Consider the following 24,900-nt stretch of genomic DNA (forward strand, 5'->3'; position numbering starts at 1 on the left):
CGGCAACCTGAACTCATTTGCCGAGGCTGACCTTGCCGCTCTCGGGCTGCCAGGCATTGAGCGCCGCATCACGCATGGCGCGCTTCTCGCGCTCACTGGCACTCCAGTTGCCATCGTAGAGCACGCCTTCCCACTCGCCGTAGGTCGGGTTGGGCAACAGCACGAAGCGACGGCCGAACTGATCCGCCTGGCGGGCGACCTCGGCATTGCGTGCGCGGGTGGTGGACTGCTGGAAGGCCTGATCGAAATCGCCGAGGTTATCGCCCATCAGCAGCGCGATGTCATGCTCCTGCGTGACCCGCGCGCGGCGCGCGGTCTTGTCGGAGCTGTCGGTGCGCGGCATCACGTGCTCGGCATCGGCCTGCGGGAAGCCCAGCGTGGCGAGATTGGCGATGGTGGCCTGCTTGCCGGCCGCCTTGCGGTTGGTGATGTAGTACACATCGACGCCGCTGGCGTGAGCGTAGTTGAGGAAGTCCACGGCGCCCGGTGAAGCAGTGGAGACAGCATCATCCACCCAATCAGCCCAGCTCTGGCTGTCGTAGGTACGACCTTCACGCAGTGCCCAGCCGCCGTAGCTGGTGGTGTCGAGCACGGTGTCATCGACATCGACGACCACCGCCAGCGGCTTGTCCTGCGCGTGGCGACGCGCCAGCGCCAGATTCAGGCGGTCGTGGGCCACGTTGAAGGCTTGCAGTGACAGGGCATGAAACTCCGCGCTGCGCTGTATCCACAGGGTCGCCAGCATGGCCTGGTCGCTCAAGGGCGCCTGCGCCGCGGCATCCTGCAGCGGGGCAGGGCGTGGCGCCGGCGCGGTCGGCGTCTGGGGGCCAGAGCTGGCACAGCCTGCCAATGCCAGTAAGAGAGCGGCTGAGGTGGTCAGGGAGAAAGCGCGGCGCATGGATCACATCCTTGTCTGAAGAAAAGGGGGAGGAAAAGTGGGGGTGAAACGGCATCAGGCCCGGTGCTGGAGACTGTCCAGCAAAGCGTCCAAATGACCTCGATAGTCTTTTGAAACAAGCCTTTGCGTCAGTTTCGCAATACCCTGAGGGCGATGGACCCGTTCATCATGCCGTGAACCGGGCGGTGCGCCTATGCCACCCCGGCGCGACGCCGTGTTGCGTCGATGTGCAGCGTCGGTCTCGCGCCGGTGAGCGTGCTAGAATCGCCGCCATCGTGTTGCCGCAGCTAGGAGTTCGAGCAGATCATGAATGTCAGTGATGTTTCGCTGGATCAGCGTGCCCTCGACGGCGCCGCTGCCTGTCTTCGCAATGGGGGCATCGTTGCCTATCCCACCGAGGCCGTCTGGGGGCTGGGGTGTGATCCCGACGATGGTGAGGCCCTGGCACGGCTGATCAAGCTCAAGTCCCGCGACGCCGCCAAGGGCTTGATCCTGATCGCCGGTGATATCGCCCAGCTGGAACCCTGGTTGGCGGGAGTCACCGTCGAGCAGCGTGAGCAGTTGCTGGCCAGCTGGCCGGGACCCTATACCTGGCTGGTGCCTGACAATGGCCGTGCGCACCCCTTGCTGCGCGGTGAACACGTCAGCCTGGCCGTGCGCGTGACCGATCATCCGCTGGTCCAGGCATTGTGCGCTGCCTTCGGCGGCCCGCTGGTGTCGACCTCGGCCAACCGTGCAGGCGAATCGCCTGCCATGACCGCAGACGAGGTGCGTGACGCCTTCGGCGATGCGCTGGTCAATGACGTGATCCTCGAGGGGCCGCTCGGCGGCAATCCGCGTCCCAGCACCATTCGTGATCTCGCGACCGGCAAGGTACTGCGCGCCTGAGCAGCAGGATCGCCCCTCGAGTTGATCCAGATCAGTGCCGCGTCATCCAGGCGCCCAAGAGGGGCATTTTCCGACCTGCCGAGCGCGGCGTGTCGCGGTAAGCTGGCAGTTCACCGCCAGCAGCGGCCAACGACGGGTGTCGCCCCGTCATCATTCATTCCTGTTCTACCGGAGGCATCGTGGCCCACGCCAATCTCGAAGACGTCAAGGTCTACCTGCTCGATCTGCAAGACCGCCTGTGCGAGGCGCTGCAAGCCTGCGATGGCCAGGCAAGTTTCCGTGAAGACAGCTGGGAGCGTGCCGAGGGTGGCGGTGGTCGCTCACGGGTCATCGAGAATGGCGGCGTGTTCGAGAAGGGTGGCGTCAACTTCTCGCATGTCTTCGGGCATGAATTGCCGGCTTCCGCGACGGCGGTGCGTCCGGAGCTGGCCGGTCGCAGCTTCCACGCCGTCGGGGTCAGCTGGGTGCTGCATCCGCACAACCCGCACGTGCCGACCAGCCATGGCAATGTGCGCTTCTTCATCGCCGAGAAGGAGGGCGAGGCACCGGTATGGTGGTTCGGGGGCGGCTACGATCTGACGCCGTTCTACCCGCATGAAGAAGACGCGCGTCACTGGCACCAGACGGCCTACGATGCCTGCATTGCCTTCGGCAGTGATGTCTATCCGCGCTACAAGACCTGGTGTGACGAGTACTTCTACCTCAAGCACCGCGACGAGACGCGGGGCGTGGGTGGCCTGTTCTTCGATGACCTCAACGAGTGGGGCTTCGAGCGCTGCTTCGCCTTCCAGCAATCCGTCGGCGACAGCTTCCTCGAGGCCTATCTGCCCATCGTCGAGCGCCGCCGCGAGACGGCCTATGGCGAGCGTGAACGCAACTTCCAGCTCTATCGTCGCGGGCGCTACGTGGAGTTCAACCTGGTCTGGGACCGCGGCACGCTGTTTGGCCTGCAGAGCGGCGGACGTACCGAGTCGATCCTGATGTCGATGCCGCCGGTAGTGCACTGGGAGTACGGCTACGAGCCCGAGGAAGGCAGTGCCGAAGCGGTGCTGTATCGTGACTTCCTGCATGCCCGCGACTGGCTGGGCGAAGAGGCCTGATCGCCGCATTGACCTGACGCTTTTCTGTGATTGCCCCGGAGTCCTGATGTCCCGTTACGCTGTATTCGGCAACCCGATTGCCCACTCGAAATCCCCGTTGATTCATCGCTCCTTCGCTGAGCAGCTCAAGGACTCGCTGAGCTACGAGGCACGACTGGCGCCGGTCGATGACTTCGCGGCCGGTTGGGCCGAGTTCGTCGCCGAAGGCGGCCAGGGGGCGAATGTCACCATGCCCTTCAAGGAGCAGGCCTTCCGGCTGGTCGATGTGCTGAGCCCGCGTGCCCGTCGCGCCGGCGCCGTCAATACGTTGATGCTCGGCAAGACCGGTCAGCTGTATGGCGATACCACCGATGGTGTCGGCCTGACCCGTGATCTCGAACGTCTCGAGGCGCCGCTCAAGGGCGCGCGCATCCTGATTCTCGGCGCGGGTGGCGCCGTGCGTGGTGTGCTGGAACCTCTGCTGGCCAAGCACCCGGCGGCATTGGTGATCGCCAATCGCACCGCCGTCAAGGCCAGTGCGCTGGCCGAGGACTTCGCCGACCTGGCGGGGGAAGGCTGCCTGCTGTCCGGCGGCAGCTATGCGGCCATCGAGGGTCAGTTCGATCTGGTCATCAATGGCACCAGCGCATCGCTGGGCGGCGAGCTGCCGCCGTTGCCGGATTCGCTGTTCTCTCCGCAGGCGCTCGCCTACGACATGATGTATGCCGCCGAGCCGACTGTCTTCATGCGCTGGGCCAGCGAGCGCGGCGCGCGGGTCGAGGACGGCCTCGGCATGCTGGTGGAGCAGGCGGCCGAGTCCTACTTCCTGTGGCGTCACAAGCGCCCGGAGACGGGGCCAGTGGCGGACATGTTGCGCAGGATGCTGGCGGAGGGATGATTCGCGTGCGCTTGCCGGGCATGCACGTCGATTCAGATGGCCGCCAGACGGGCAGCCAGATGACCAGCTAGCCGACCAGTCAGACGACAGACGATGAAAAAGGAGCGGGGGACTCGACAGAGTCGCCCGCTCCTTTTTGGTTGGCCATGATCCAGCGTGCTCACGCCTCGCTGTTGGCGCTCAGCTGCTCTTGACGGGGGCCGTGGCACAGGATTCGAGCCGATATCCGTACTGATAGACGCTTTTCAGTCTGAGCCCACGGCTGCCGTTCAGTCCCAGCTTGCGCCGCAGGCGGCTGACGTGGGTGTCGACCGTACGGGTCGAGATGTCCCCGTTGACCCCCCAGATCATCTCCAGCAGGTAGGCGCGTGAGTAAAGCTCTCCGACGTGGCGCAGCAGCAGGGAGGCCAGCTGATATTCGCGCTGGGTCAGGGCGACCGGCTCCTCGCCGCACCAGATGGTGTGTTCATCCGGCTCGATCCGATATTGATCGCTGATGGCCACCTTGGGCTGCAGGTAATTGGTATCGGAGGTGACGAAACGCCTGCCCAGCGCTTCCACACGCGCCGTGAGCTCGGCAGGGCGGATCGGCTTGGCCAGGAAATCATCGGCGCCATGCTGAAGCGCATGCACGACATCCTCCTCTCCCTGGCTTGCGGTGATGAACAGGATCAGCCCTCGCCAGCCGTGCTCGCTGCGCAGTGTGCGCGTCAGCTCCATGCCGCAGGCATCCGGCAGTTGCCAGTCGATGATCAGCAGGTCGAAGCTGCGCTCGCGCAGTGCGCGCAACAACTGGCTGGCGCGCTCGAAGCCTGCCAGCTCATGTCCCTGAGCCTCGAGACACAGGGTCAGGTAATCACGTTGATCATGATCATCTTCCAGAATGCCGATTTGCATGTCGCTGTCTCCCCGCGTGGGTATCGCAAGCAGTCTACGCGTCTCTTGCGTGAGACCGCGTCACAATGGTTCACGTTTGCCAGGACGATGGCGACATATACTCGTGTTCAACCCTCTCGCTGCTTCATGGCGCGGTGCCGCTGCTGACCCGTGAAGGGCGAGGATGAAACGAGACGGTGAACCTCCGGCCGTCATCCATGGTTGTCCATGACCCCTGGAGTCTTCCCATGCCGCTTCTCATTCTCCTGCGATGTCTCACCACGGCGTTACCCCGCATGCGCCACTGGCTTTTGCTGCTGACACTATCGTTTTGCCCCTTCGCCATGGCCCTCGAGGCACCGCAGGGGCCGGTGGTGCTGCGCGTCACCGGGGATGTCACCCATACCAACGCCGGAGGCGAGGCACATTTCGATCGCGCCATGCTCATGGCGCTGACACAACGGGAAACCGTGACCACCACCCCCTGGCATGATGGCGAAGTGAGCTTCAGCGGTCCGCTCGGTTCGGCGCTGATGGAGGCGGTGGGCGTCGAGGATGGCACCATGCGTATCGTGGCGCTCAACGACTACGCCGCCACCGCGCCGGTGCAGGACTATTTCGATCATCCGGTGATACTGGCCATGGAAGTCGATGGCAAGCGACTGCGTGTGCGCGACAATGGCCCCATCTTCATCATCTACCCCTTCAGTGAGCAGCCGGATCTCCTCAACGAGGAAATCATGACCCGCTCTGTCTGGCAGGTGAAGCGAATCGACATCGAACGCTGAACCCGTCTCTCCTGCTCCGTTTCATGAGCGCTGCCAGGATGCTCGTGCATGAATCCACTCCGTTCTCTGCATTTCAGAACCGCCATCGCCATTGCCGCGACGTTGTTCTTCGTCTCGGCATTGGTGACTGGCGTTCTGGTCTATCAGCGTCAGCAGGCACTCGAGCACAAGCTGCGTGAGAATCTGATCTGGGCGGTCTATCAGTTCGACAGGGAAGTGCGCGAGCTGCGCATGGTGGTGGCCGAGGAGCAGAAGACCCCGACGCCGCCCGCCTTGATGGATGACAGCGAGCTGCTGTTGCGGCTCGACATCCTCTATAGCCGGGTGCAGCTGCTGCAGAGCGGCCAACTGGGCAGCATGCTGGCGGGGATGCCTGACCTGCATGCCCAGCTGATGGCCATGCTGCCCAGAATCGAGGTGCTGGACAGCGCCATCATGGACCTGGCGAGTCGTCAGGAGCGTGATGCGTCCCTCTATGTGCAGATACTCAGCCGGCTTGCCTCGCTTCAGGAGCAGACCGGCGAGCTGCTGCTCAACATCAATGCCGAGGCCGCTATCCAGCGCACCAAGGAGCGCTCGGAGCTCCTCAACCTGTATGCCCTCGCGCTGTCGCTGGTGCTGCTGATGACGTTGAGCGGCATCGTGCTGGTGGTCGCGCTGATCGTCGAGAGTCGTGGACGGGCCTACAAGACCCGCAAGCTGGAGGAGCGCACCCAGGAGCTGGATGGCATGGTGCAGCTGGCGCAGGCGGCCAGTCGTGCCAAGTCGGAATTCATGGCGATCATGAGCCATGAGATACGCACCCCGCTCAATGGCATGGTCGGCGTGTCGGACCTCATCGGCGAGGAAGTCTCGACCCGGCGTGGCCAGCAATATTTGGCGATGCTGCGCCAGAGTGCCGAGAGCCTGCAGGCCGTCATCAATGATGTGCTGGATTATTCCAAGATCGAAGCCGGCAAGCTGGAGCTGGATCAGCGCTGCTTCTCGTTGCCCGAATTCCTCGATTCCCTGGCCGCGCATTACCATCGCCAGACAGGCAGTGCCGGCAAGGGATGCTCGCGCATCTTCCTCGAAGAACGTGCCGATGATCTGCCTGTCTGGGTCAAGGGTGACGTCAATCGCCTGCGTCAGGTACTGACCAACCTGCTCAACAACGCCTTCAAGTTCTGTCCCCAGGGCACCATCCGGCTGAGGGCATCACTGGAAGAGGGCGAGACGCTTCATTTCGAGGTTCACGACAGCGGTTGCGGGATCGCCGCCGACCAGGTGAGCCAGTTGTTTGCCCCCTTCACCCAGGTGGATACCTCGATTGCGCGTCGTCATGAGGGCACCGGGCTCGGGCTAGCCATCTGCAAGCGACTGGTGGAGGCGATGGGCGGCGAGATCGGCGTCGAGAGTCATCTCGGGCTTGGCAGTCGCTTCTGGTGCCGCGTGCCGCTGCCGGTATTGACCGCCGCCGAGGCTTGCCCGCAGCAGGCGGTGGGAGACACGCCCTTGCCCCATGCAAGCGTGCTGGTGGTGGAAGACAACGAGGTCAATCAGTCACTGGCGCGGGCCATGCTCGAGTATCTGGGGCAGCAGGTCACGGTGGTGGAAGACGGTGAACAGGCACTCGAATGGCTGGCGCAGGCTGGCAACGATGTCGATCTGGTGTTCATGGACATGCAGATGCCGGTGCTGGATGGCGTCGAGACGACACGTCGCTGGCGTCAGCACGAGGCTGAGCAACCCGCCAGCGCTCGTCTGCCGATCATCGCGATGACCGCCAACGTGATGCAGGAGGATGCCCGCCGTTGCATCGAGGCTGGCATGCAGGGGGTGCTGCACAAACCCTTCACGCGTGATGATCTGCATCGGGTGCTGCAACAGTATCTGGTCCAGGCCTCTGATTCGCAGGCCTCTGATTCACAGGAGGCTGATTCACAGAAGTCTTATTCGCAGCAGAAGGCGCTCGAGCCAGACAAGTCAGAGGCTTCGGCTGGCGAGCGGACTACCGTCACGCAGGCACCAGGCGATGATGGCGTCAGCTCGTCAGCGACTGAAGATCAGGACGCGCAGATCGACGCTGCTTCGGCGTTCGATGTGGCAACTGACGACTCAGGCGCGCGCGCTCTGCCCGATGCCGCGCCTTCCTTGCTGCAACACGCGACCTGTCAGGAGCTGCTCACGACCCTGAGTGGCGAGGCCTATTCACGACTGCTGAGCAATTACCTGACGCGACTCGAAGGACGCCTCGACGTGATGGTGACCTTGCTGAAGCAGATGGATCTCACCGAGCTCAAGCGCGAGGCACACTCCCTGAAGGGGGCGTCAGCCTCGCTGGGGTGCAGCGGCATAGCCAGTGGTGCCAAGGCGCTGGAGGAGGCCGTGATCAGCGAGGACCTGCCTGAGGTACATCAGCATGTCGCCACGTTGCGCTCCTTGAGTGTGCCGACGCGGGACAGCCTTCTCGCAGAGGGCTATCTGTTCTCCTGACGGTATGGGAATGAGATAGCGTGATAGACAGCCGACAGCATTCACTAACGCCTCTCTTGTTCTCCCGTTCCCGCCTTCTCTCGCTCTCTTCATCCTGGCCTTCACGATTCATCCTGGCCTTCACGACACAGACGCCACCCATGGTGACATGGGTGGCGTCTGTGTCGTGGGGGTGTTGCGGCATTCCCGCTGTCTGTGCTGCGCTGCGGCGGGACGCCAGTCTCCTCAATGGACAGCGGAGACGTGGCGCTGGCTGAGTGCATTGACGGCGCTGGGCGGGCAGCGGCTCCAGGCATTGAAGTCGCTGACGGGCATGGGGCGCGCGAACAGATAGCCCTGGCCGATATTGCAGCGGGTATCGCAGAGGTAATCGCGCTGTTCCGCGGTCTCGATGCCTTCGCCGACCACGGCGAGATTCAGACGCTGGCCCAGCTCGACGATGGTACGCGTGATGGCGCGCGCTTCCGGGTGGCTGTCGCTGCGCCCGACGAAGCATTGGTCGATCTTCAATTCGTCGAACGGCAGGTTGTAGAGCTGCATCATCGAGGAGAAACCGGTGCCGAAGTCATCCAGCGCCAGGCGATAGCCGCGGTCGCGAATGGCATTCAGCAGGTGGCGAGCGTAGGTGAGGCAGTCGATCCCGCAGCTCTCCGTGAGTTCCAGCGTGATGGAATGCGGATCGACATGATGTTGACTGGCCAGCGCATCCAGCGTCTTCAGCATGTCGCGGGTGCGCAGCAGTTGCGGTGAGACATTGAGGGCGAGGTCAAGGTGAAGTCCCTGGGACTGCCATTGGCCCTGCTGGCGGAAACCATGCTCGATGACCTGCCAGGTGAGTGCCTCGATACGGTTGCTGCGTTCCGCCATGGTGATGAACTGGTTGGGCATGACCATGCCGCGTAGAGGATGCTGCCAGCGCACGAGAGCCTCCGCGCCGCTGAGCCGGCCGCTGGCGAGGTCGATCTTGGGCTGATAGACGAGATGCAGCTGGCGCTCGGTCAGAGCATCATCGAGCTCATCGAGTGACAGCGGATTGCGTTGCTTGTCCAGCTCTGCCAGCAGCGAGGCCAGGTGCATGATGTCGAAGGGCTTGCCGAGCTGGCCCAGCATCTCCAGGCCGCTGCGCTTGCCCCTGGCGACCATCGCTTGCATGTCGTCGTTGTGACAGGCGCTCATCAGGATGATGCCCGCCTCGACATTGCGTTCGCGCAGATAGCCGAGCACATCATCGCCGGTGAAGTCGCCCAGTTCGTAGTCCACCAGGATGAGGTCCGTCTCCAGACAGGCGGGATTGCAGGCGATGTCCTGCAGCCCTTCGCTCTGCGTGCAGTCGAAGCCATGGGCGGAAAGCAGCCCGCTGATGAGTTCACGAAAATCCGGATCGTCGTCAATGATGAGTGCGTGTCGAGTCATGTAAGGCATCCTCAAGCGAGTGTCGGGAATACGCTCGCGCCGCTGTGCATGAAGTGACTGCATGAGCAGTGCGCAGGCGAGCAGGTGATCCCAGATTAGCAATGCAGTTACATGATTCGCGGATATCGACACATTTGACGGCTTCTTTTTACATTCAGGCTGTCAAGCCGGCAAAGCGAGGAGCTGGTAGAGCGTTAGATAGTCAAGGGAGATAGATCAGAGGACAGACTAGTGAGAGCAGAGCCAGAGAGTAGAGGGCGGCTGGATAGCGCGCGCCGCGCGCTCGCGCAGCCCCAGGTTCTTCAGGGGCCGCGCGAGCGTGTGTTACCTGAGAATGATGACGCCACCCCAGACTGGCGGGGTCAGCGCAGACGATCGCAGTTGGGCTTCTCGCCGGCGGCGCGGGCCTGCTGATAGGTCGGCAGAGCGGTCTCGAGGCGCTCGTTGAGGGCCGCCATGCGCTGCTCATCACTCGGGTGCGTCGACATCCACACCGGCGGTTGCGCGCCACCGGCAGCATTCATGTTGGCCCACAGCTTGATGCTGGCGCGCGGGTCGAAGCCGGCTTCGGCCATCAGGTCCAGTCCCAGCAGGTCGGCTTCGGACTCGTGGGAGCGCGAGAACGGCTTGAGCACGCCATATTCCGCGCCCATGCCCAGCAGCCCCATGAGCTGATCGCCACCGGTGCCCTCGAGGCCGGCCAGTGCCTGGGTCAGCGACAGCCCGGCGGAGGTCAGCGATTGTGTCGAGACGCGCTCGTTGGCGTGGCGCGCCAGCACGTGGGCGATCTCGTGGCCGATGACGGTTGCCAGCTGGTCCTGATTCTCGGCGACCTCCAGCAACCCGGTGTTGACGCCGATGTAGCCGCCCGGCAGTGCGAAGGCATTGGCGGACTCATCCTCGAATACCTTGACCTGCCAGCCGCTGATACCATAGCTGGCGGGCACCTTGGCGGTCACCGCATCCGCCACGCAGCTGACGTAGGCATCCTGGCGACCCTCCACCACCGGCAGCTCCTGCTGGTACTTGCTGAAGCTGGCTTCCCCCATCTTCTCCAGTTCCTGGTCCGAGTAGAGGGTCAGCTGGCTGCGGCCCAGCGGAGAGCTGGCGCAGGCACTCAGGGTGACGGACGCCGCAAGGGCCGCCAGCGGGAGCAGACGACGCAGGGCGCGGGGAGATGAGAGATCGAGCAATCCTGGCATTGGGGCCTCCTGGCTAGATGACGTGACAACCTTCGAGCGCACGGCAGGGCGACGCTGAACGTGCAAGAAACGTGCAGACAGCATAACCGGATAGGCGCAGTGGTGCAGTCAGCGAAATGATACGTTGCTGAGATCACAGCATCGTCAGGCCAGACGGCCCCGCCGGGCATGAGATACTGGGCGTGATCTGATGGGCCTGCCACGGCCCGGACCCCATGTATCTGACAGGGAATCACCATGTCGCCAGAGTTTGAACGCCGCCTCTCGCATCTGCTGGACCGACTCGAACCGATGCTGCCGCCGACGGCTGTCGAAGTGGACTGGACACGCGATGTCGCCGCCTTGTGGACCCGCCACCCCTTGGGAGGGCGCCTGACGCCGATCGCGCCGCGTGATGCCCTGACACTCGAGGACCTGCTCGGCATCGCACGCCAGAAGCGCGAGCTGCTGGCCAATACCCGCGCCTTCCTCGCGGGCAAGCCGGCCAACCACGCGCTGCTGTGGGGCGCCCGTGGCACCGGCAAGTCATCGCTGGTCCGCGCATTGCTCAATACCCTGGGCCGCGAGGGGCTGCGTCTGATCCAGATCGATCGCCACGACCTGCCGGCACTGCCGGCGCTGGTCGCCGAGCTGGCCCAGCAGCCGCATCGCTTCATCGTCTATTGCGATGATCTGTCCTTCGAGGGCAGTGATGACGCCTACAAGGCGCTCAAGAGCGTGCTGGATGGCACCCTGACCGGGCCGCCGGAGAACGTGCTGCTGTACGCCACCTCCAACCGTCGTCATCTGCTGCCGGAGCACATGAGCGACAACCAGGCCACCCACATCGTCGATGGCGAGCTGCATCACGGCGATGCGGTGGAAGAGAAGATCTCGCTGTCGGACCGCTTCGGCCTGTGGCTGGCCTTCCATCCCTTCAATCAGGACGCCTATCTGGAGACCTGTCAGCATTGGGTGGAATGGCGTCTGGGCGCTGGCAGCTTCGATGAGGCCGCGCGTGGCGAGGCGCTGCGCTACGCCACCCAGCGCGGGGTGCGCAGCGGGCGTGCCGCCTGGCAGTTCGCCAATCTCTGGGCAGGGCAGAAGACGCTGGAGGCGTGAGCCCGGTGCTTGACGCCCTTGAGATGATTGCGGCGCTTGAGGTGCTTGAAGCGCTTGAAGTGCTCTGAAACGTCAGTGCTCGCGACATGAAAAAGCCGCCCCTGCAGATGACTGCAGGGGCGGCTTTTTCATGGGGCAGGCTGGCGGATCAGATCCGCTGGCGTGCCATCACGCACGGGCGCAGCTCACGCCATCAACGGCGCTGCTTGCGTTCCTTGCGAGCTTCCTTGGTGCGCGCCAGTGAACGCTCTTTTGCGCGCTCGCGGTCATCAGCCCCCTGGGCGCCATCGAAGGGGTTGTCGCCGGAGCGGAACTCGAAGCGCATCGGCGTGCCCTTGACCTTGAGCACCTTGCGGAAGGTGTTGGTCAGGTAGCGCTTGTAGGCTTCCGGCAGACGATTGGTCTGGTTGCCGTGCACCACGATCAGCGGCGGATTGGCGCCACCCTGGTGAGCCATGCGCAGCTTGATGCGACGACCGTTGACCATCGGCGGCTGGTGCGCCTGGGTGGCGTCCTGCAGCAGGGTGGTCAGACGCTTGGTCGACCAGCGGGCCACGGCGCTTTCGAAGGCGCGGTCGATGGACGGGTAGAGGTCACCCACCGCAGTGCCGTGCAGCGCGGAGATGAAGTGCAGGTCAGCGTAGTCGGCAAAGCCCAGACGACGCTTGATCTCGGAGCGCATCTTCTCCTTGGCTTCGCTTTCCAGGCCATCCCACTTGTTGACCACCAGCACCAGCGCGCGGCCGCTGGTCAGCACGAAGTCCAGCAGGTGCAGGTCCTGCTCGACCAGCCCCTGGCGGGCATCGAGCACCATCACGGCGACGTTGCACTTCTTGATCGCTTCCAGCGTCTTGATGATGGAGAACTTCTCCACCACTTCGCGCACGTTCTTGCGACGACGGATCCCGGCGGTATCGACCAGCAGGTAAGGCTTGCCACGACGCTCGAAGGGAATCTCCACGGCGTCGGTGGTGGTGCCGGCCTGGTCATAGACGACCACGCGCTCCTCGCCGAGCAGGCGATTGACCAGCGTCGACTTGCCGACGTTCGGGCGACCGATGATGCCGATGCGCACGCCGCGATCATCCAGCTCCGGGTGCAGGTCCTCGTCTTCGCCTTCCTCGACTTCGGGGTAGAGCGAGAGCACCTCTTCCAGCAGCGTGGTGACGTTGCGGCCATGTTCGGCGGCGATGGCGCGCGGGTCACCCAGACCCAAGGTCCAGAAGTCGGACTTGCCGATCTCCTCGTCCATGCCGTCGGTCTTGTTGACCACCAGCCAGGTCTTCTTCTGGTTGACGCGCAGGTGATTGGCGATGGCCTCATCCGCCATGTTCAGGCCGGCGCGCGCATCGACCATGAACAGCACGATGTCGGCTTCGTCGATGGCGGCCAGTGACTGGCCGGCCATCATCAGGTCGATGCCTTCCTCGTCACCGCTGATGCCGCCGGTGTCGATGACGGTGTAGGGCTTGCCGCCGACCTTGCCGGTGCCGTACTTGCGGTCACGGGTCAGGCCGGGGAAATCGGCGACCAGAGCATCACGGGTCTTGGTGAGGCGATTGAATAGCGTCGACTTGCCGACATTCGGGCGGCCGACCAGGGCGATCACGGGGTTCATGGAATCTCACAGCATTCGCAGGGATAGCATCGATGCCGGCCCCGTACGGTCTGCTTCGAACCATGATGGCTGGAAAGCACCTTGTGCAGGCAGGGCGATAGCGATGATATCGGACTTGGGGCACTGGATGACGACGCAGGCGTCGCATGCATCCAGTATGGTCCGCCGACAGGGGGTTAGCACTGTCGGCGGAAAGATCTCGTGGCTGAATCAATGGCTGCGTCGTGCGGCAGGCCTGATCAGCGGGGGCAGCATTCTAGCATTGACAGGGAGTTGCTACCAATGGCGCATTACGACAACGGCAGCCAGATGGCTGCCGTTGTCGTGACGAGGGCTGAACGAGGCGCATGTCAGATTGCGGGGCAGGCTGACGTGCGCGCTCGATCAGTGGCTTACGGGGCTTCGAGATCCAGCGCCGTCAGCTCGCCATCGTTGGTGTAGACGTAGATGCGCTTGCCTTCGGTCAGCGGGGTGATGCTGATGCCATCGCCCCCCACGTCATAGCGGCCGGCCATCTCGCCGCTCTGGGCGTCGATCAGGTGCACATAGCCTTCGTAGTCACCGACCACCAGCTTGCCATCGACGAAGGCCGGAGAGGTCAGCCAGCGGCCTTCCAGGTCTTCGGACTTCCACAGCACGTTGCCCGTGTTGGCATCCATCGCCAGCACATGGCTGGCGTTGTCGATGCTGAACAGGTAATCGCCGACCACGATGGGCGTCAGATAGCTGGAGGACGGCTTGTCCCACAGCGGCTCGCCGTTGCGAGCGTCCAGAGCGATCAGACGACCGTTGTAGCTGGTGACGAACAGGCGACCATCCTGGGTCAGCACCGGCTGGCCATCGAGATCGACCAGCTGGTCCACCTCGGTACGCCCGGCCGGCACGGCAACGCGCAGGTCCCACAGTTCCTGACCTGAGCGGTTGTCGAGCGTGACCAGCTTGCCGTTGGCGAAGCCCGCGAAGGTGACCGGCTGGATGACGCGCGGCGCGCCGGTGCCACGCAGCGTCAGGGCCGGAATCGTGGCCGAGTAGGCCCACTGCTCTTCGCCGGTGAAGCGATCAAGCGCGGTCACGGTGCCATCGACGCTCTGCACCACGACCAGCTCGTCGTTGTACTGCGGCGCGGCCAGCACTTCACTGGATACACGCGTGCTCCATTCGATGCTGCCATCTTCCTGACTGACGGCGCTGACCTTGCCATCGCGCGTACCGACGTACAGGCGAGAGGCATCGGCATTCAGTGCGCTGGTGATGCCAGCTGGCAACCGTGTCTGCCAGATGTCGTCGCCACTGTCGGCAGCGAGGGCTTCCAGCTCACCGCCTTCGGCACCGACGAACAGCTTGTCGTTGGCGAAGATCGGTGACAGCGGATAGTGGGCACGGCCAAGGCCATTGCCGACCGATTCGCTCCAGACGGAATCCAGCGCGACCTGGCGATCGAAATCAACCAGCTCCTTGGGCGCATATTCCGGTTGGGCACTGCTGGCGCAACCGGCCAGCAGACTCACGGCCAGCAGCGAGGCCGGTACGCTCAGACGACGAGTGACGCTCATGAAGAAGACTCCGCAGCCAGATCGGCGAGTTTCAGGTCGAGACCGTAGACCGGCTGACCACTTTCCTGCGACAGGGTGCTGGCCTGCTGATAGGCGGCGATGGCCTCATCACGCTTGTCCTGTGCAGCCAGGGCATCGCCACGCACCGCAGCTGCCTGCGCTGCCAGCGGCGCCGGCGGGCTCTTGAGCAGGGCGAGTGCCGCGTCGTTGTCGCCGCGCTCGACGTTGATGCGCGCCAGACGCAGGCTGGCCAGCCCCTGCAGGTAGCTGTCATCGCTGTTGTCGATCACGCTCTGCAGCGCCGTGGCGGCTGCATCGAGATCGTTGGCCTTGACCGACATGCTGGCATCCAGCAGGTGCGCCATCTGGGTGTAGAGGCTGTCGCCGTGCTCGCTTTCCAGTTCGCCGATCAGCGTACGCGCCTGCTTGACGCCGGCGTCTTCCAGCTTGGGCTGGCTGACGAGACTGATCAGTTGCTGGTAACGCACGGAGGCCGCTTCGGACTGGCTGGCTTCATAGTTCTGCCAGGCCTTGAAGGCAAAGACACCGGCGCCGGCCAGTACGACACCGGCAATCAGTGACTTGCCGTTCTCGCTCCACCAACGCTTGATGGCTTCAAGCTGTTCTTCTTCGCTTCTGAGCTCTTCCGCCACGGGCGGTCTCCTTGACCTGGCCGGCATGCCGGCACTTGCATTCGTGAGGCGGAGAGCTGGCTCTCCGCCCGATATTCATTGGCAGTCTCAGGCGCCGAAGACGCTGTCGAGACGTTCGCCCAGCGCACGCTGGTTCAGCGTTTCCTGATCGCGTTCCTCGCGCAGGAACTTGAGCGCCACCGTGCCTTCGATGACTTCATTCTCACCGAGAATCAGCGCGATACGTGCACCGCTCTTGTCGGCCTTCTTCATCTGGCTCTTGAAGCTGCCGCCACCGCAATGCAGCACCAGACGCAGGCTGGGCAGGGCGGTGCGCAGCTCTTCGGCCAGACGCATGGCTTCGCCTTCGGCCTGCTCGCCCATCGACATCAGGTAGACATCGACGGTCTCGCGGACGTCCTGCGGTACCAGTTCCAGCGTCTCGAGCAACAGGATGAGGCGCTCGACGCCCATCGCGAAGCCGACCGCCGGCACCGGCTTGCCGCCCAGCTGTTCGAACAGGCTGTCGTAGCGGCCGCCGGCACACACGGTGCCCTGGCTGCCCAGCGCGGTGGTAGTCCATTCGAACACACTGCGCGAGTAGTAATCGAGGCCACGCACCAGGCGCGGGTTGATGACGTACTCGATGCCGGCGGCGTCGAGACGTGCCTTGAGGCCCTCGAAGTGCACGCGGGACTCTTCATCCAGGTGATCCCCCAGGCGCGGCGCGGCGTCGACGACGGCGGCCATGTCCGGGTTCTTGGTGTCGAGGATGCGCAGCGGGTTGCTGTGCAGACGACGCTTGGAGTCTTCGTCGAGGACATCCAGGTGCTGTTCGAAGTATTCGACCAGCAGGTCACGATAGGCGGCACGCGCCTCGAGGCTACCCAGTGAGTTGAGCTCGAGCGTGACGTGTTCCAGCAGGCCCAGCTGGCGCCACAGGCGTGCGGAGATCAGGATCATCTCGGCATCGATGTCCGGGCCTTCCATGCCGTAGGCTTCGACGCCCACCTGATGGAACTGACGATAACGGCCCTTCTGCGGGCGCTCGTGGCGGAACATCGGGCCGGTGTACCACAGACGCTGGATCTGGTTGTGGACCAGGCCATTCTCCATCGCCATGCGCACGCAGCTGGCGGTGCCTTCCGGACGCAGGGTCAGGCTGTCGCCGTTACGGTCGTCGAAGGTGTACATCTCCTTCTCGACGATGTCGGTGACTTCGCCGATGGAGCGCTTGAACAGCGCGGTCTGCTCGACGATGGGGGTGCGGATCTCGCGATAGCCGTACTGGCCCATCAGCGCTTCCACCTGGTGCTCGAAGTATTGCCATACCGGTGACTGGTCCGGCAGCAGGTCGTTCATGCCACGAATGGCCTGGATCTTGGTACTCAACGTTCTCTCCTGAATCCTTGCGCGTCTCCCCACGGCGCTCGCATGACGTCATGCAGGCGGGTGGGGAGACGAAGGCGCGTCAATCACGACGCGCAAGCCAGCTGAGGCAAGCTCAGCTCTGGCGGATGATAGTGTCGGCCTCACGGGCCTCTTTTTCCGCGACCTTGTCACGGATGAGTCGCTCAAGATCGTCAACCAGGGTGTCATTGGTCAACTTGCTGGCCGGCTTGCCGTCCAGGTAGACCAGGTTGGCGGGGCTGCCGCCGGTCAGACCGACATCGGTCTCCTTGGCTTCGCCGGGGCCATTGACGACACAGCCGATGACCGAGACGTTCAGCGGCGTCATCACGTCTTCAAGACGTGTCTCCAGCTCGTTCATGGTCTTGATGACGTCGAAATTCTGACGCGAGCAGCTGGGACAGGCAATGAAGTTGATGCCCTTGGCGCGCAGCTTGAGGCTCTTGAGCATGTCGAAGCCGACCTTGATCTCCTCGACCGGGTCCGCTGCCAGCGATACGCGGATGGTGTCACCGATGCCGTCCATCAGCAGCATGCCCAGGCCGATGGAAGACTTGACGGTGCCCGAGCGCAGGCCGCCCGCTTCGGTGATGCCCAGGTGCAGCGGCTGTTCGATGCGCGCTGCCAGGTCACGATAGGCGGCGACGGCCATGAACACGTCGCTGGCCTTGACGCTGACCTTGAAGTCCTGGAAGTCGAGGCGATCCAGATGGTCGATGTGACGCATGGCAGATTCGACCAGCGCCGCCGGCGTCGGTTCGCCGTATTTCTTTTGCAGGTCCTTTTCCAGCGAGCCTGCGTTGACGCCGATGCGGATCGGGATGCCGTTGTCGCGTGCGGCGCTGACCACGGCACGCACGCGGTCTTCACGACCGATGTTGCCCGGGTTGATGCGCAGGCAGTCGACGCCAAGTTCCGCCACACGCAGGGCGATCTTGTAATCGAAGTGGATGTCGGCGACCAGCGGAATGTTGCTCTGCTGCTTGATGCGACCAAAGGCTTCGGCGGCATCCATGTCCGGCACGCTGACACGCACGATATCGGCACCGGCATCTTCGAGGCGCTTGATCTGCGCGACGGTGGCGGCGACATCGTTGGTGTCGGTGTTGGTCATGCTCTGCACGGAAATCGGTGCATCGCCGCCGACGGCCACATTGCCGACATGAATCTTGCGCGAGACGCGGCGCTTGATGGGGGAGTGACTATGCATGGGATTCCGGATCATTCACCGAGGGTAAGTTTGGCGACACTGCCGCGCGTGACGCGCGTGAGGTCGACCGCTTCATTCATGTAACGCAATTCGACGCCAGAGGCATTGCCGATGGTCAGCGTGAAGGGCGGCTTGCCTTCCAGCGTCGTGCTGGTGCCGGCCTCGTTGTTACCGCGCAGCAGGCGCTTGCCATCGGCATCACGAATGTCGGTCCAGGAATTGATGTTGAACGTCAATTCTAGCTTGCGCGGGTCTGCCGCCGGCGTAGCTTCTTCTGCTGCGCTCTCTTGCGAGGTGTCGGCACTGGCATCGGCGACAGCACTCACGTCAGTGGCAGCGGCGCTATCCGTGGCAGCGTCAGACGCTGACGTGCCAGCCTCTGCAGCGCCCGGCGCGGCCGCGGTTGCGCCTGTATCGAGCGCGTCAGCACTCTGCGCTGTCGCCTCGGACGAGGTTGCTGCCTCGACGGCAGACGCATCACCGGTGGCGGTAGCAGTGGAGGACGGCGCCGCTTCACTGGCAGAGGACTGCGAGAGCGAAAGCTCGATGGAGCCATCGGCGTTCACGACCGGTGCGGCGTTGTCCGCATCGCTGCCACCTTCGAGGGAGGAGGTTTCCGCCGGCGAGGTGCGGCCATAGTCGCCACTCTGCCACCACACGTAGCTGAGACCGATCAGACCGGCGATGACCAGCAGGCTGACGAGGCGGAACAGGTACTTGCCCATCTTGCCCGGCGGGCGCACCGACGGCGTGGAACTGGGGGTGTAGCGCTCGGCTTCGGTGGTGCCGAACTGGGCATTGTACTGCCCGACGATCGCCTTCTCGTCCATGCCCAGCAGGCGGGCATAGGCACGCAGATAGCCGCGACGGTACGCGGCGATGGGAATCTGGTCGTAGTGGTCGCGTTCTAGGTCATCGACCAGGCTGGGGCGCAGGTTGAGCTGTGTCGCCACCTCATCACGCGACAACCCCTGATGCTCGCGCTCCAGCTTGAGGCGCGTGCCAGGCAGTGCATCACTGGCGTGCTGATCAGGGGCGGGTTGATGTTCGCTCATGGCGCATCCTTGTAAGGAAAAACTGTCTACCGAACGCACATCCGGGCGCTCTTCCGGTACTGCGGGAAACTGCTCCTGACACTGATGCTGGAGCATGCTGACTGATGCTGTCGCGCGATTGGCCGGGTGCTGCACGACTCGTTGATCATCATGCGAGTGAGCAGCGTGAAAAGCGATGACCTCCCATGCCAATCGACGCGCACGAACACACGTTCGTCCGCGTCGGCACTATACCAAGCCCGCGCCGAGATTTTCACCGGCATTTCGGTCTTCTCGGTCCTGCTTGCAGCGACCCCGCCCGTGAGGTGGCGCCATCAGCGGCGTCGTTGCGCCTTGCTCAGGGAGTGCGAATCACCGCGCGACCGGATTCACGGGTCATGACCTGCTCCAGCTGACGGCTGTAGAGATCTGCCAGACGGCTGTCGCCGCGAGCCGTGGCCACATCGACGGCCAGGGCGAGACTGTCGCTATCGGTGCCAGCCAGACGGAAGTAGCGGCTCAGCGCCGACTGGGCGGCGTCATTGTCGCCGGCGTCATGTGACATGCGTGCCACCGCCAACCAGGCCTCTGACTCACGCGGATTGATCTTGACGGCACGTTCGAAACTCTTCGCGGCCTCGCTGGTCTTGCCCAGCTGCAACTGACAGCGCCCTAGATTGGTATAGAGCTGGCCACGATTGTCGTAGGTCAGGTCTTCCGCCGCGATCTCGAGCTGGCGACAGGCCTCGACGTATTCACCGCGAGAGTAGAGAAAGGCCGCGTAGTTGTTGCGCGCACGGGTAAAGGACGGATCGCTGGAAATGGCCTGATTGAAATAGTCATCGGCGAGCACGTTCTCACCCTGGCGCTGATAGATCATCGCCAGCCCGGCCTTGGCCTCGGCATTGCTGCTCTGCAGCTTGAGTGCCTTCTGGAAGGCGCTGTCGGCGCGTTGCAGCTGATTACGACCCAGATAGGCCTCTCCGAGTTCCACGTAGGCGTTCGAGGCCTTGTTGTCATCCGGCGGGGCGTAGGGGTCGTTGGTTTCCACGCGTGTCGCGCAGCCTGCGAGGGTCAGGCCGGCAAACCCGAGGCACAGCAGCAGGGCTCTGGTGCGGCGAGTGATGCCGCGAGCAGCGGTGCGGGTGTGGGAATCATGCTGGCAGGGGCCCTGTGCGACAGTGCCATGGGCGACAGGGTCATGCTCATTGGTGCGATGACGGGGCAGACGACTCGGCATGCAATCCTCGCGTGAATGAAGGCTCATGATGTGCCTGCGGGCGAGGGTCGCGGCAGGCAACAAAAGCGCCCCCATCAAAGCGCCGCACCTGCCACAAGTCAAGGTGGCAGGGCGGCGCATGGCTATGGCGATAGCGTCAGGTCAGGGCTGGCAGCCGCTCAGTCGGCGTCGAGCTGGATGGCGTTGATGTAACGCTCGGCGCGACGGGTGCGGTCCTTGACCTGACCGACCAGCTGGCCACAGGCGGCGTCGATGTCATCGCCACGGGTCGCGCGCACCGGTGCGGTGTAGCCCAGCTCATAGAGACGCTGCTGGAAGCGCATCACCTGGTTGCGTGACGGCTTCTCGTAACCGGAATGCGGGAACGGGTTGAACGGGATCAGGTTGATCTTGCACGGCAGCTCGTCGAGCAGCGCGGCCAGTTCCTCGGCGTGCTGGATCTGGTCGTTGACGTCCTTGATCAGGGTGTACTCGATGGTGACGATACGTGCGTCGTCACACTTGGCCAGGTAGCGATGGCAGGAGTCGAGCAGCGCGCGGATGTTCCACTTGCGGTTGATCGGCACCAGCACGTTGCGCAGTTCATCGTTGGCTGCGTGCAGCGAGATCGCCAGGCTGACGTCCATCTCGTCGCCGAGCTGGTCCAGCTTGGGCACCACACCGGAGGTGGAGAGAGTGACGCGACGCTTGGACAGGCCATAGGCGTTGTCGTCCAGCATCAGCTTCATCGCCGGCACGACGTTGTCGTAGTTCATCAGCGGCTCGCCCATGCCCATCATCACCACGTTGGTGACCGGACGCTTGCGGGTGTCCTTGCGGTCTTCGGCGCCACGGGTGGCGACCCACACCTGGCCGATGATCTCGGCGGCGGTCAGGTCACGCTCGAAGCCCTGCTTGCCGGTGGAGCAGAAGCTGCAGTCCAGCGAGCAACCGACCTGGGAAGACACGCACAGGGTGCGACGGTTGCCGTTCTCGGACGGGATCAGCACGGTCTCGACATAGCTGCCATCGCTGACTTCCAGCACCCACTTGCGGGTGCCGTCCTTGGACTCGCCTTCATAGACGATGCCCGGCGCACGGATCTCGGCGACCTGCTTGAGGCGCTCGCGCAGCGGCTTGGCGAGGTTGGTCATCTCGTCGAAGCTGTCGACGCCTTCCTGGTGAATCCATTTCATCACCTGGGTGGCGCGGAATTTCTTCTCGCCGATGCTCTCGAAGAAGGCTTCCATCGCCGGGCGCGGCAGGCCCAGCAGGTTGGTGAGCTTGACGGCGGCAGGCGCCGCGGCATCGGTGGCAGTTGCAGTGGTATCAGTCATGGTATGGGCCGGTCGTGTCAGGGATGGGCAGGCGTCATACAAAGGATAGACGTCTGCAGGGCGACGCTGTCAGCGGAGGTGGCGATGGCTCGCAGACCTCAAGAGGCTCTCATCATCAGCGCAGTGCGCGTGGGCGTCACATGGCGTGGGGAGAGGGCGCTGCAGCGGCTTTCAGAAAAGCGTATCGGACCTGCTCAAGCGTCGAATCTGCTTCAGGGGGTGCATGATGTCGCGCGACGCTTCAGCACGTCCGATACCACGACGGCCCCGCCTCGCAGGCAGGGCCGTCGTGTCATGCACGGCTGGGAGACGCGTGCCCCGAAGGGCCGGGCTTCTCAGTCGTACAAGGCGAAATCAACCGCGCGGGCAGATTTCGTTGTCGCCGAAGAAGTAGGCGATTTCGCGAGCAGCAGATTCCGGCGCGTCAGAACCGTGAACGGCGTTGGCGTCGATGGAAGTGGCGAAGTCTGCACGGATGGTGCCGGCTTCTGCTTCCTTCGGGTTGGTAGCGCCCATCAGGTCGCGGTTCTTGGTGATGGCGTCTTCGCCTTCCAGCACCTGGATCATGACCGGGCCGGAAGTCATGAAGCCGACCAGCTCACCGAAGAAGCCACGTTCGCTGTGCTCAGCGTAGAAGCCTTCGGCCTGTTCCTTGGACAGGTGAACCATCTTGGAAGCGACGATCTGCAGACCGGCCTTCTCGAAGCGAGAGTAGATTTCGCCGATCACGTTCTTGGCAACGGCATCCGGCTTGATGATGGACAGAGTACGCTGAGTCATGGTGAATCTCCTGAGACAAGCTTTGAAGAGCCGCACGGCAGATGCCGAACGGCGGAAAACGGGCTCTGTCGGCATGCGCGCGACAAAAGTGGGCGGCATTATAGCGGCAAGTGCCACCGGCTGCATCCATCATGCCTGAGTCGCATGACGCACAGATGGCAAGCGCCTCGTCGGCATGGGCTGGCGAGGCGCTGAGGGTCGGCTCGGACGTTGAGCCTGGTCTGGACGCTGAAGCTCTAATTACAAGCTGAAGCCAGTCTCAGACGCTGAAGCCTGGCCTAGACGCTGAAGCTTGGCCTAGACGCTGAAGCTCTCGCCACAACCACACTCGTCCTTGACGTTGGGGTTGTTGAAGCGGAAGTAGCGGTTCAGGCCGTCCTTGACGTAGTCCACTTCGGAACCGTCGAGCACGGTGAGGGCTTCGGTGTCGACATAGACGGTAGCGCCGTGATCGACGAAGACGGCGTCTTCCTCGTTGACCTCGTCAGCGAAGTCGAGCACGTAGCTGTAGCCGGAGCAGCCGCTGGGCTTGACCGAGACACGCAGGCCAAGGCCGTGGCCGCGCTCGGCCAGCACGACGCGGATCTGGTCGGCGGCGGAGGAGGAAATCGACAGATGTGCCATGAGCAGTCTCCCGGGTCAGGCGCGCAGCGACGTCAGGGCATGCCTGAGTTCGCCGAGCGCGGATTCGATGTCGGCAGCGGTGGTGAAACGACCGAAGCTGAAGCGCAGTGATGCCAGCGCCAGCGGACGGGGCACCCCGATGCCGGTGAGGACGAACGACGGTTCGACACTGGCGGAATTGCAGGCCGAGCCGGTGGAAATCGCGATGCCGCGCAGCGCCATCAGCATCGCCTCGCCATCCACGCCCTCGAAGGCGAGATTGACGATGTTGGGCGCGCTGACCTCTATATCGGTATTGAAGTGCACACCTTCAAGGCCGGCAAGCCCGGCGACGAACTGATCACGCAGCGCGACGAGGTGCTGGTGATCGGCGTCGAACTGCTCGGCGCTCAGGCGGTAGGCCTCGCCCATGCCGACGATCTGATGGGTCGGCAGGGTGCCGGAACGCATGCCGCGCTCATGGCCACCGCCGTGGATCAGGGCATCGACCTTGATCTGCGGCTGGCGACGCACGTACAGCGCGCCGATGCCCTTGGGGCCGTAGGCCTTGTGGGCGGACAGTGACAGCATGTCGATGGGCTGACGTCTGACATCGATCTGCACCTTGCCGGGCGCCTGGGCGGCATCGACATGGAAGGCCGCACCATGCGAGTGGGCGATGTCGCCCAGCGCATTCAGGTCATTCAGGCTGCCCAGCTCGTTGTTCACTGCCATCAGCGATACCAGGATGGTGTCGCTGCGCAGGGCGTCGCGCAGGCTGTCCGGGCTGATGCGCCCGTCAGGCTGTGGCGCGATGCGCGTCACCTCGAAGCCTTCCGCTTCCAGCGCACTGGCGGTATCCAGAATCGCCTTGTGCTCGATGGTCGAGGTAATCAGATGGCGGCCACGCGCGGCATTGGCACGCATGTAGCCGGTCAGCGCCAGGTTGTCGGCTTCGGTGGCACCGCTGGTCCAGACGATCTCACGCGGGTCGGCACCGATCAGCTCGGCGACCTGACGACGTGCGCCCTCGACGGCCTGCTCGGCCAGCCAGCCCGGCATATGACTGCGCGAGGCCGGGTTGGCGAAGGTGCCGTCCTGCGTCAGGTGACGCATCATCAGCTCGGCGACGCGCGGGTCGACGGGCGTGGTGGCGGCATAGTCAAGGTAGATCGGCTGGGACATGGTGACTTCCTGAAGACACGACAGACAGTGATGACGGTGAACGTGATGAAGGCGATCTCGAAGGCGATGGGGCGCGGCGAGCATCGCCTCGGCTGGCCGTGCTCAGCCTGGCTGGCAAACGCCGCTCAGCTGCCTTGCATGACGGTGATCGGTGTCGGCTCGCACGCCTTGCGCTGACGACTGGCGATCTGGCGAATCTCTTCGCGCGCGACCAGGTCGGCCAGGCTGATGCCGTCGAGAAAACCGTGGATCTCGTCGGACAGATCACACCACAGATGGTGCGTCAGGCAGGTGTCACCGGCCTGACAGTCCGACATTCCCTGACAGCGTGTGGCATCGACTGACTCGTTGACGGCGTCGATGATGCACGCCACCGAGGTGGTCTCGAGTTCGGTATCCAGCAGATAACCGCCACCGGGGCCACGCACGCTCTTGACCAGACCTGCACGCCGCAGACGTGCAAACAGTTGCTCCAGATACGACAGCGAGATGCCTTGGCGTACGGAAATATCGGCCAGACAGGTCGGGCCGCAACTGGCATGCAGGGCCAGATCGAGCATCGCGGTGACGGCGTAGCGTCCCTTGGTGGTCAGGCGCATGACAGAGTCCGTGAGCAGATGGAGCCTGCGACGTTGAGGACGAGGCCGGGCGTAGTCGCCGCCTCTGGCGAGACGGCGTATCAATGCGCCCCATTATGGTGG

22 protein-coding genes are annotated in these 24,900 nt (G+C 63.7%); 6 read left to right on the plus strand and 16 right to left on the minus strand.

The genetic code is table 11. The features are described 5' to 3' along the window. Positions 1-13: 13 nt before the first annotated feature. On the minus strand, positions 14-898 hold the full coding sequence (locus MSG32_RS16050; RefSeq protein ID WP_248380680.1) for a 5'-nucleotidase, lipoprotein e(P4) family: 885 nt from the start codon (positions 896-898) through the stop codon (positions 14-16). Between the two features lie 306 nt (positions 899-1,204). Here MSG32_RS16050 and MSG32_RS16055 point away from each other — a divergent pair, with 306 nt between their 5' ends. The 3 genes from MSG32_RS16055 to aroE all read left to right on the plus strand — a co-directional run bounded on the left by MSG32_RS16055 (position 1,205) and on the right by aroE (position 3,763). Continuing rightward, positions 1,205-1,786, plus strand: coding sequence for a Sua5/YciO/YrdC/YwlC family protein (locus MSG32_RS16055; RefSeq protein ID WP_153636528.1), 582 nt, complete (start codon positions 1,205-1,207; stop codon positions 1,784-1,786). Positions 1,787-1,965: 179 nt separating this feature from the next. Beyond that, positions 1,966-2,886 (plus strand): oxygen-dependent coproporphyrinogen oxidase, encoded by a 921-nt coding sequence (gene hemF, locus MSG32_RS16060; protein WP_248380682.1) that lies wholly within the window; start codon positions 1,966-1,968, stop codon positions 2,884-2,886. A 43-nt stretch (positions 2,887-2,929) separates the two neighbouring features. Beyond that, positions 2,930-3,763: a shikimate dehydrogenase gene (aroE, locus tag MSG32_RS16065; protein WP_248380797.1), complete on the plus strand. Its 834-nt coding sequence runs from the start codon at positions 2,930-2,932 to the stop codon at positions 3,761-3,763. Between the two features lie 180 nt (positions 3,764-3,943). Here the strand turns inward: aroE and MSG32_RS16070 are convergent, their stop codons facing one another. Continuing rightward, on the minus strand, positions 3,944-4,660 hold the full coding sequence (locus MSG32_RS16070) for a response regulator transcription factor (protein WP_043333802.1): 717 nt from the start codon (positions 4,658-4,660) through the stop codon (positions 3,944-3,946). 275 nt (positions 4,661-4,935) lie between these two features. Between MSG32_RS16070 and MSG32_RS16075 the strand changes: the two genes are divergently transcribed. Continuing rightward, positions 4,936-5,427, plus strand: a complete 492-nt coding sequence (locus MSG32_RS16075; RefSeq protein ID WP_248380684.1) for a hypothetical protein — start codon at positions 4,936-4,938, stop codon at positions 5,425-5,427. Between the two features lie 48 nt (positions 5,428-5,475). Then, complete coding sequence (locus MSG32_RS16080; RefSeq protein ID WP_248380686.1) at positions 5,476-7,902, plus strand: ATP-binding protein; 2,427 nt, start codon at positions 5,476-5,478, stop codon at positions 7,900-7,902. A 225-nt stretch (positions 7,903-8,127) separates the two neighbouring features. Here the strand turns inward: MSG32_RS16080 and MSG32_RS16085 are convergent, their stop codons facing one another. Then, entirely contained in the window at positions 8,128-9,315 is a 1,188-nt protein-coding gene (locus MSG32_RS16085; protein WP_248380687.1) for an EAL domain-containing response regulator, read from the minus strand. A 362-nt stretch (positions 9,316-9,677) separates the two neighbouring features. After that, positions 9,678-10,517 (minus strand): M48 family metallopeptidase, encoded by an 840-nt coding sequence (locus tag MSG32_RS16090; protein ID WP_172978723.1) that lies wholly within the window; start codon positions 10,515-10,517, stop codon positions 9,678-9,680. Positions 10,518-10,754: 237 nt separating this feature from the next. Between MSG32_RS16090 and MSG32_RS16095 the strand changes: the two genes are divergently transcribed. Next, positions 10,755-11,618, plus strand: coding sequence for an ATP-binding protein (locus MSG32_RS16095; RefSeq protein WP_043333805.1), 864 nt, complete (start codon positions 10,755-10,757; stop codon positions 11,616-11,618). A gap of 193 nt (positions 11,619-11,811) precedes the next feature. Here the strand turns inward: MSG32_RS16095 and der are convergent, their stop codons facing one another. From der to MSG32_RS16155, 12 genes are all read right to left on the minus strand, one after another. Then, positions 11,812-13,236, minus strand: a complete 1,425-nt coding sequence (der, locus tag MSG32_RS16100; RefSeq protein WP_248380688.1) for a ribosome biogenesis GTPase Der — start codon at positions 13,234-13,236, stop codon at positions 11,812-11,814. A 392-nt stretch (positions 13,237-13,628) separates the two neighbouring features. Continuing rightward, positions 13,629-14,789, minus strand: a complete 1,161-nt coding sequence (bamB, locus tag MSG32_RS16105; RefSeq protein ID WP_043333807.1) for an outer membrane protein assembly factor BamB — start codon at positions 14,787-14,789, stop codon at positions 13,629-13,631. Next, positions 14,786-15,442, minus strand: coding sequence for a tetratricopeptide repeat protein (locus MSG32_RS16110; protein WP_240548630.1), 657 nt, complete (start codon positions 15,440-15,442; stop codon positions 14,786-14,788). The genes bamB and MSG32_RS16110 overlap by 4 nt, the downstream gene beginning before the upstream one ends. An 87-nt stretch (positions 15,443-15,529) precedes the next feature. Further along, the gene (hisS, locus tag MSG32_RS16115) at positions 15,530-16,813 is read right to left on the minus strand and encodes a histidine--tRNA ligase (protein WP_192839402.1); all 1,284 of its coding nucleotides are present in this window, start codon (positions 16,811-16,813) and stop codon (positions 15,530-15,532) included. A gap of 112 nt (positions 16,814-16,925) precedes the next feature. Continuing rightward, entirely contained in the window at positions 16,926-18,041 is a 1,116-nt protein-coding gene (ispG, locus tag MSG32_RS16120; RefSeq protein WP_043333809.1) for a flavodoxin-dependent (E)-4-hydroxy-3-methylbut-2-enyl-diphosphate synthase, read from the minus strand. An 11-nt stretch (positions 18,042-18,052) separates the two neighbouring features. Continuing rightward, positions 18,053-19,096: a RodZ domain-containing protein gene (locus MSG32_RS16125; RefSeq protein ID WP_248380689.1), complete on the minus strand. Its 1,044-nt coding sequence runs from the start codon at positions 19,094-19,096 to the stop codon at positions 18,053-18,055. A 337-nt stretch (positions 19,097-19,433) separates the two neighbouring features. Beyond that, positions 19,434-20,342: a type IV pilus biogenesis/stability protein PilW gene (gene pilW, locus MSG32_RS16130; protein WP_209443798.1), complete on the minus strand. Its 909-nt coding sequence runs from the start codon at positions 20,340-20,342 to the stop codon at positions 19,434-19,436. A gap of 131 nt (positions 20,343-20,473) precedes the next feature. Then, positions 20,474-21,631, minus strand: coding sequence for a 23S rRNA (adenine(2503)-C(2))-methyltransferase RlmN (gene rlmN, locus MSG32_RS16135; RefSeq protein WP_043333811.1), 1,158 nt, complete (start codon positions 21,629-21,631; stop codon positions 20,474-20,476). 354 nt (positions 21,632-21,985) lie between these two features. Then, positions 21,986-22,411, minus strand: coding sequence for a nucleoside-diphosphate kinase (ndk, locus tag MSG32_RS16140; protein WP_043333812.1), 426 nt, complete (start codon positions 22,409-22,411; stop codon positions 21,986-21,988). A gap of 297 nt (positions 22,412-22,708) precedes the next feature. Further along, complete coding sequence (locus MSG32_RS16145; protein WP_043333813.1) at positions 22,709-23,035, minus strand: iron-sulfur cluster assembly accessory protein; 327 nt, start codon at positions 23,033-23,035, stop codon at positions 22,709-22,711. A 15-nt stretch (positions 23,036-23,050) separates the two neighbouring features. Then, positions 23,051-24,199, minus strand: coding sequence for an aminotransferase class V-fold PLP-dependent enzyme (locus MSG32_RS16150; protein WP_248380690.1), 1,149 nt, complete (start codon positions 24,197-24,199; stop codon positions 23,051-23,053). 125 nt (positions 24,200-24,324) lie between these two features. After that, the gene (locus tag MSG32_RS16155) at positions 24,325-24,798 is read right to left on the minus strand and encodes a Fe-S cluster assembly transcription factor (RefSeq protein WP_043333815.1); all 474 of its coding nucleotides are present in this window, start codon (positions 24,796-24,798) and stop codon (positions 24,325-24,327) included. Positions 24,799-24,900: the final 102 nt, after the last annotated feature.

Origin of the sequence: Cobetia sp. 1CM21F (assembly GCF_023161745.1) — a bacterium.
Classification (GTDB): Bacteria; Pseudomonadota; Gammaproteobacteria; order Pseudomonadales; family Halomonadaceae; genus Cobetia; species Cobetia amphilecti.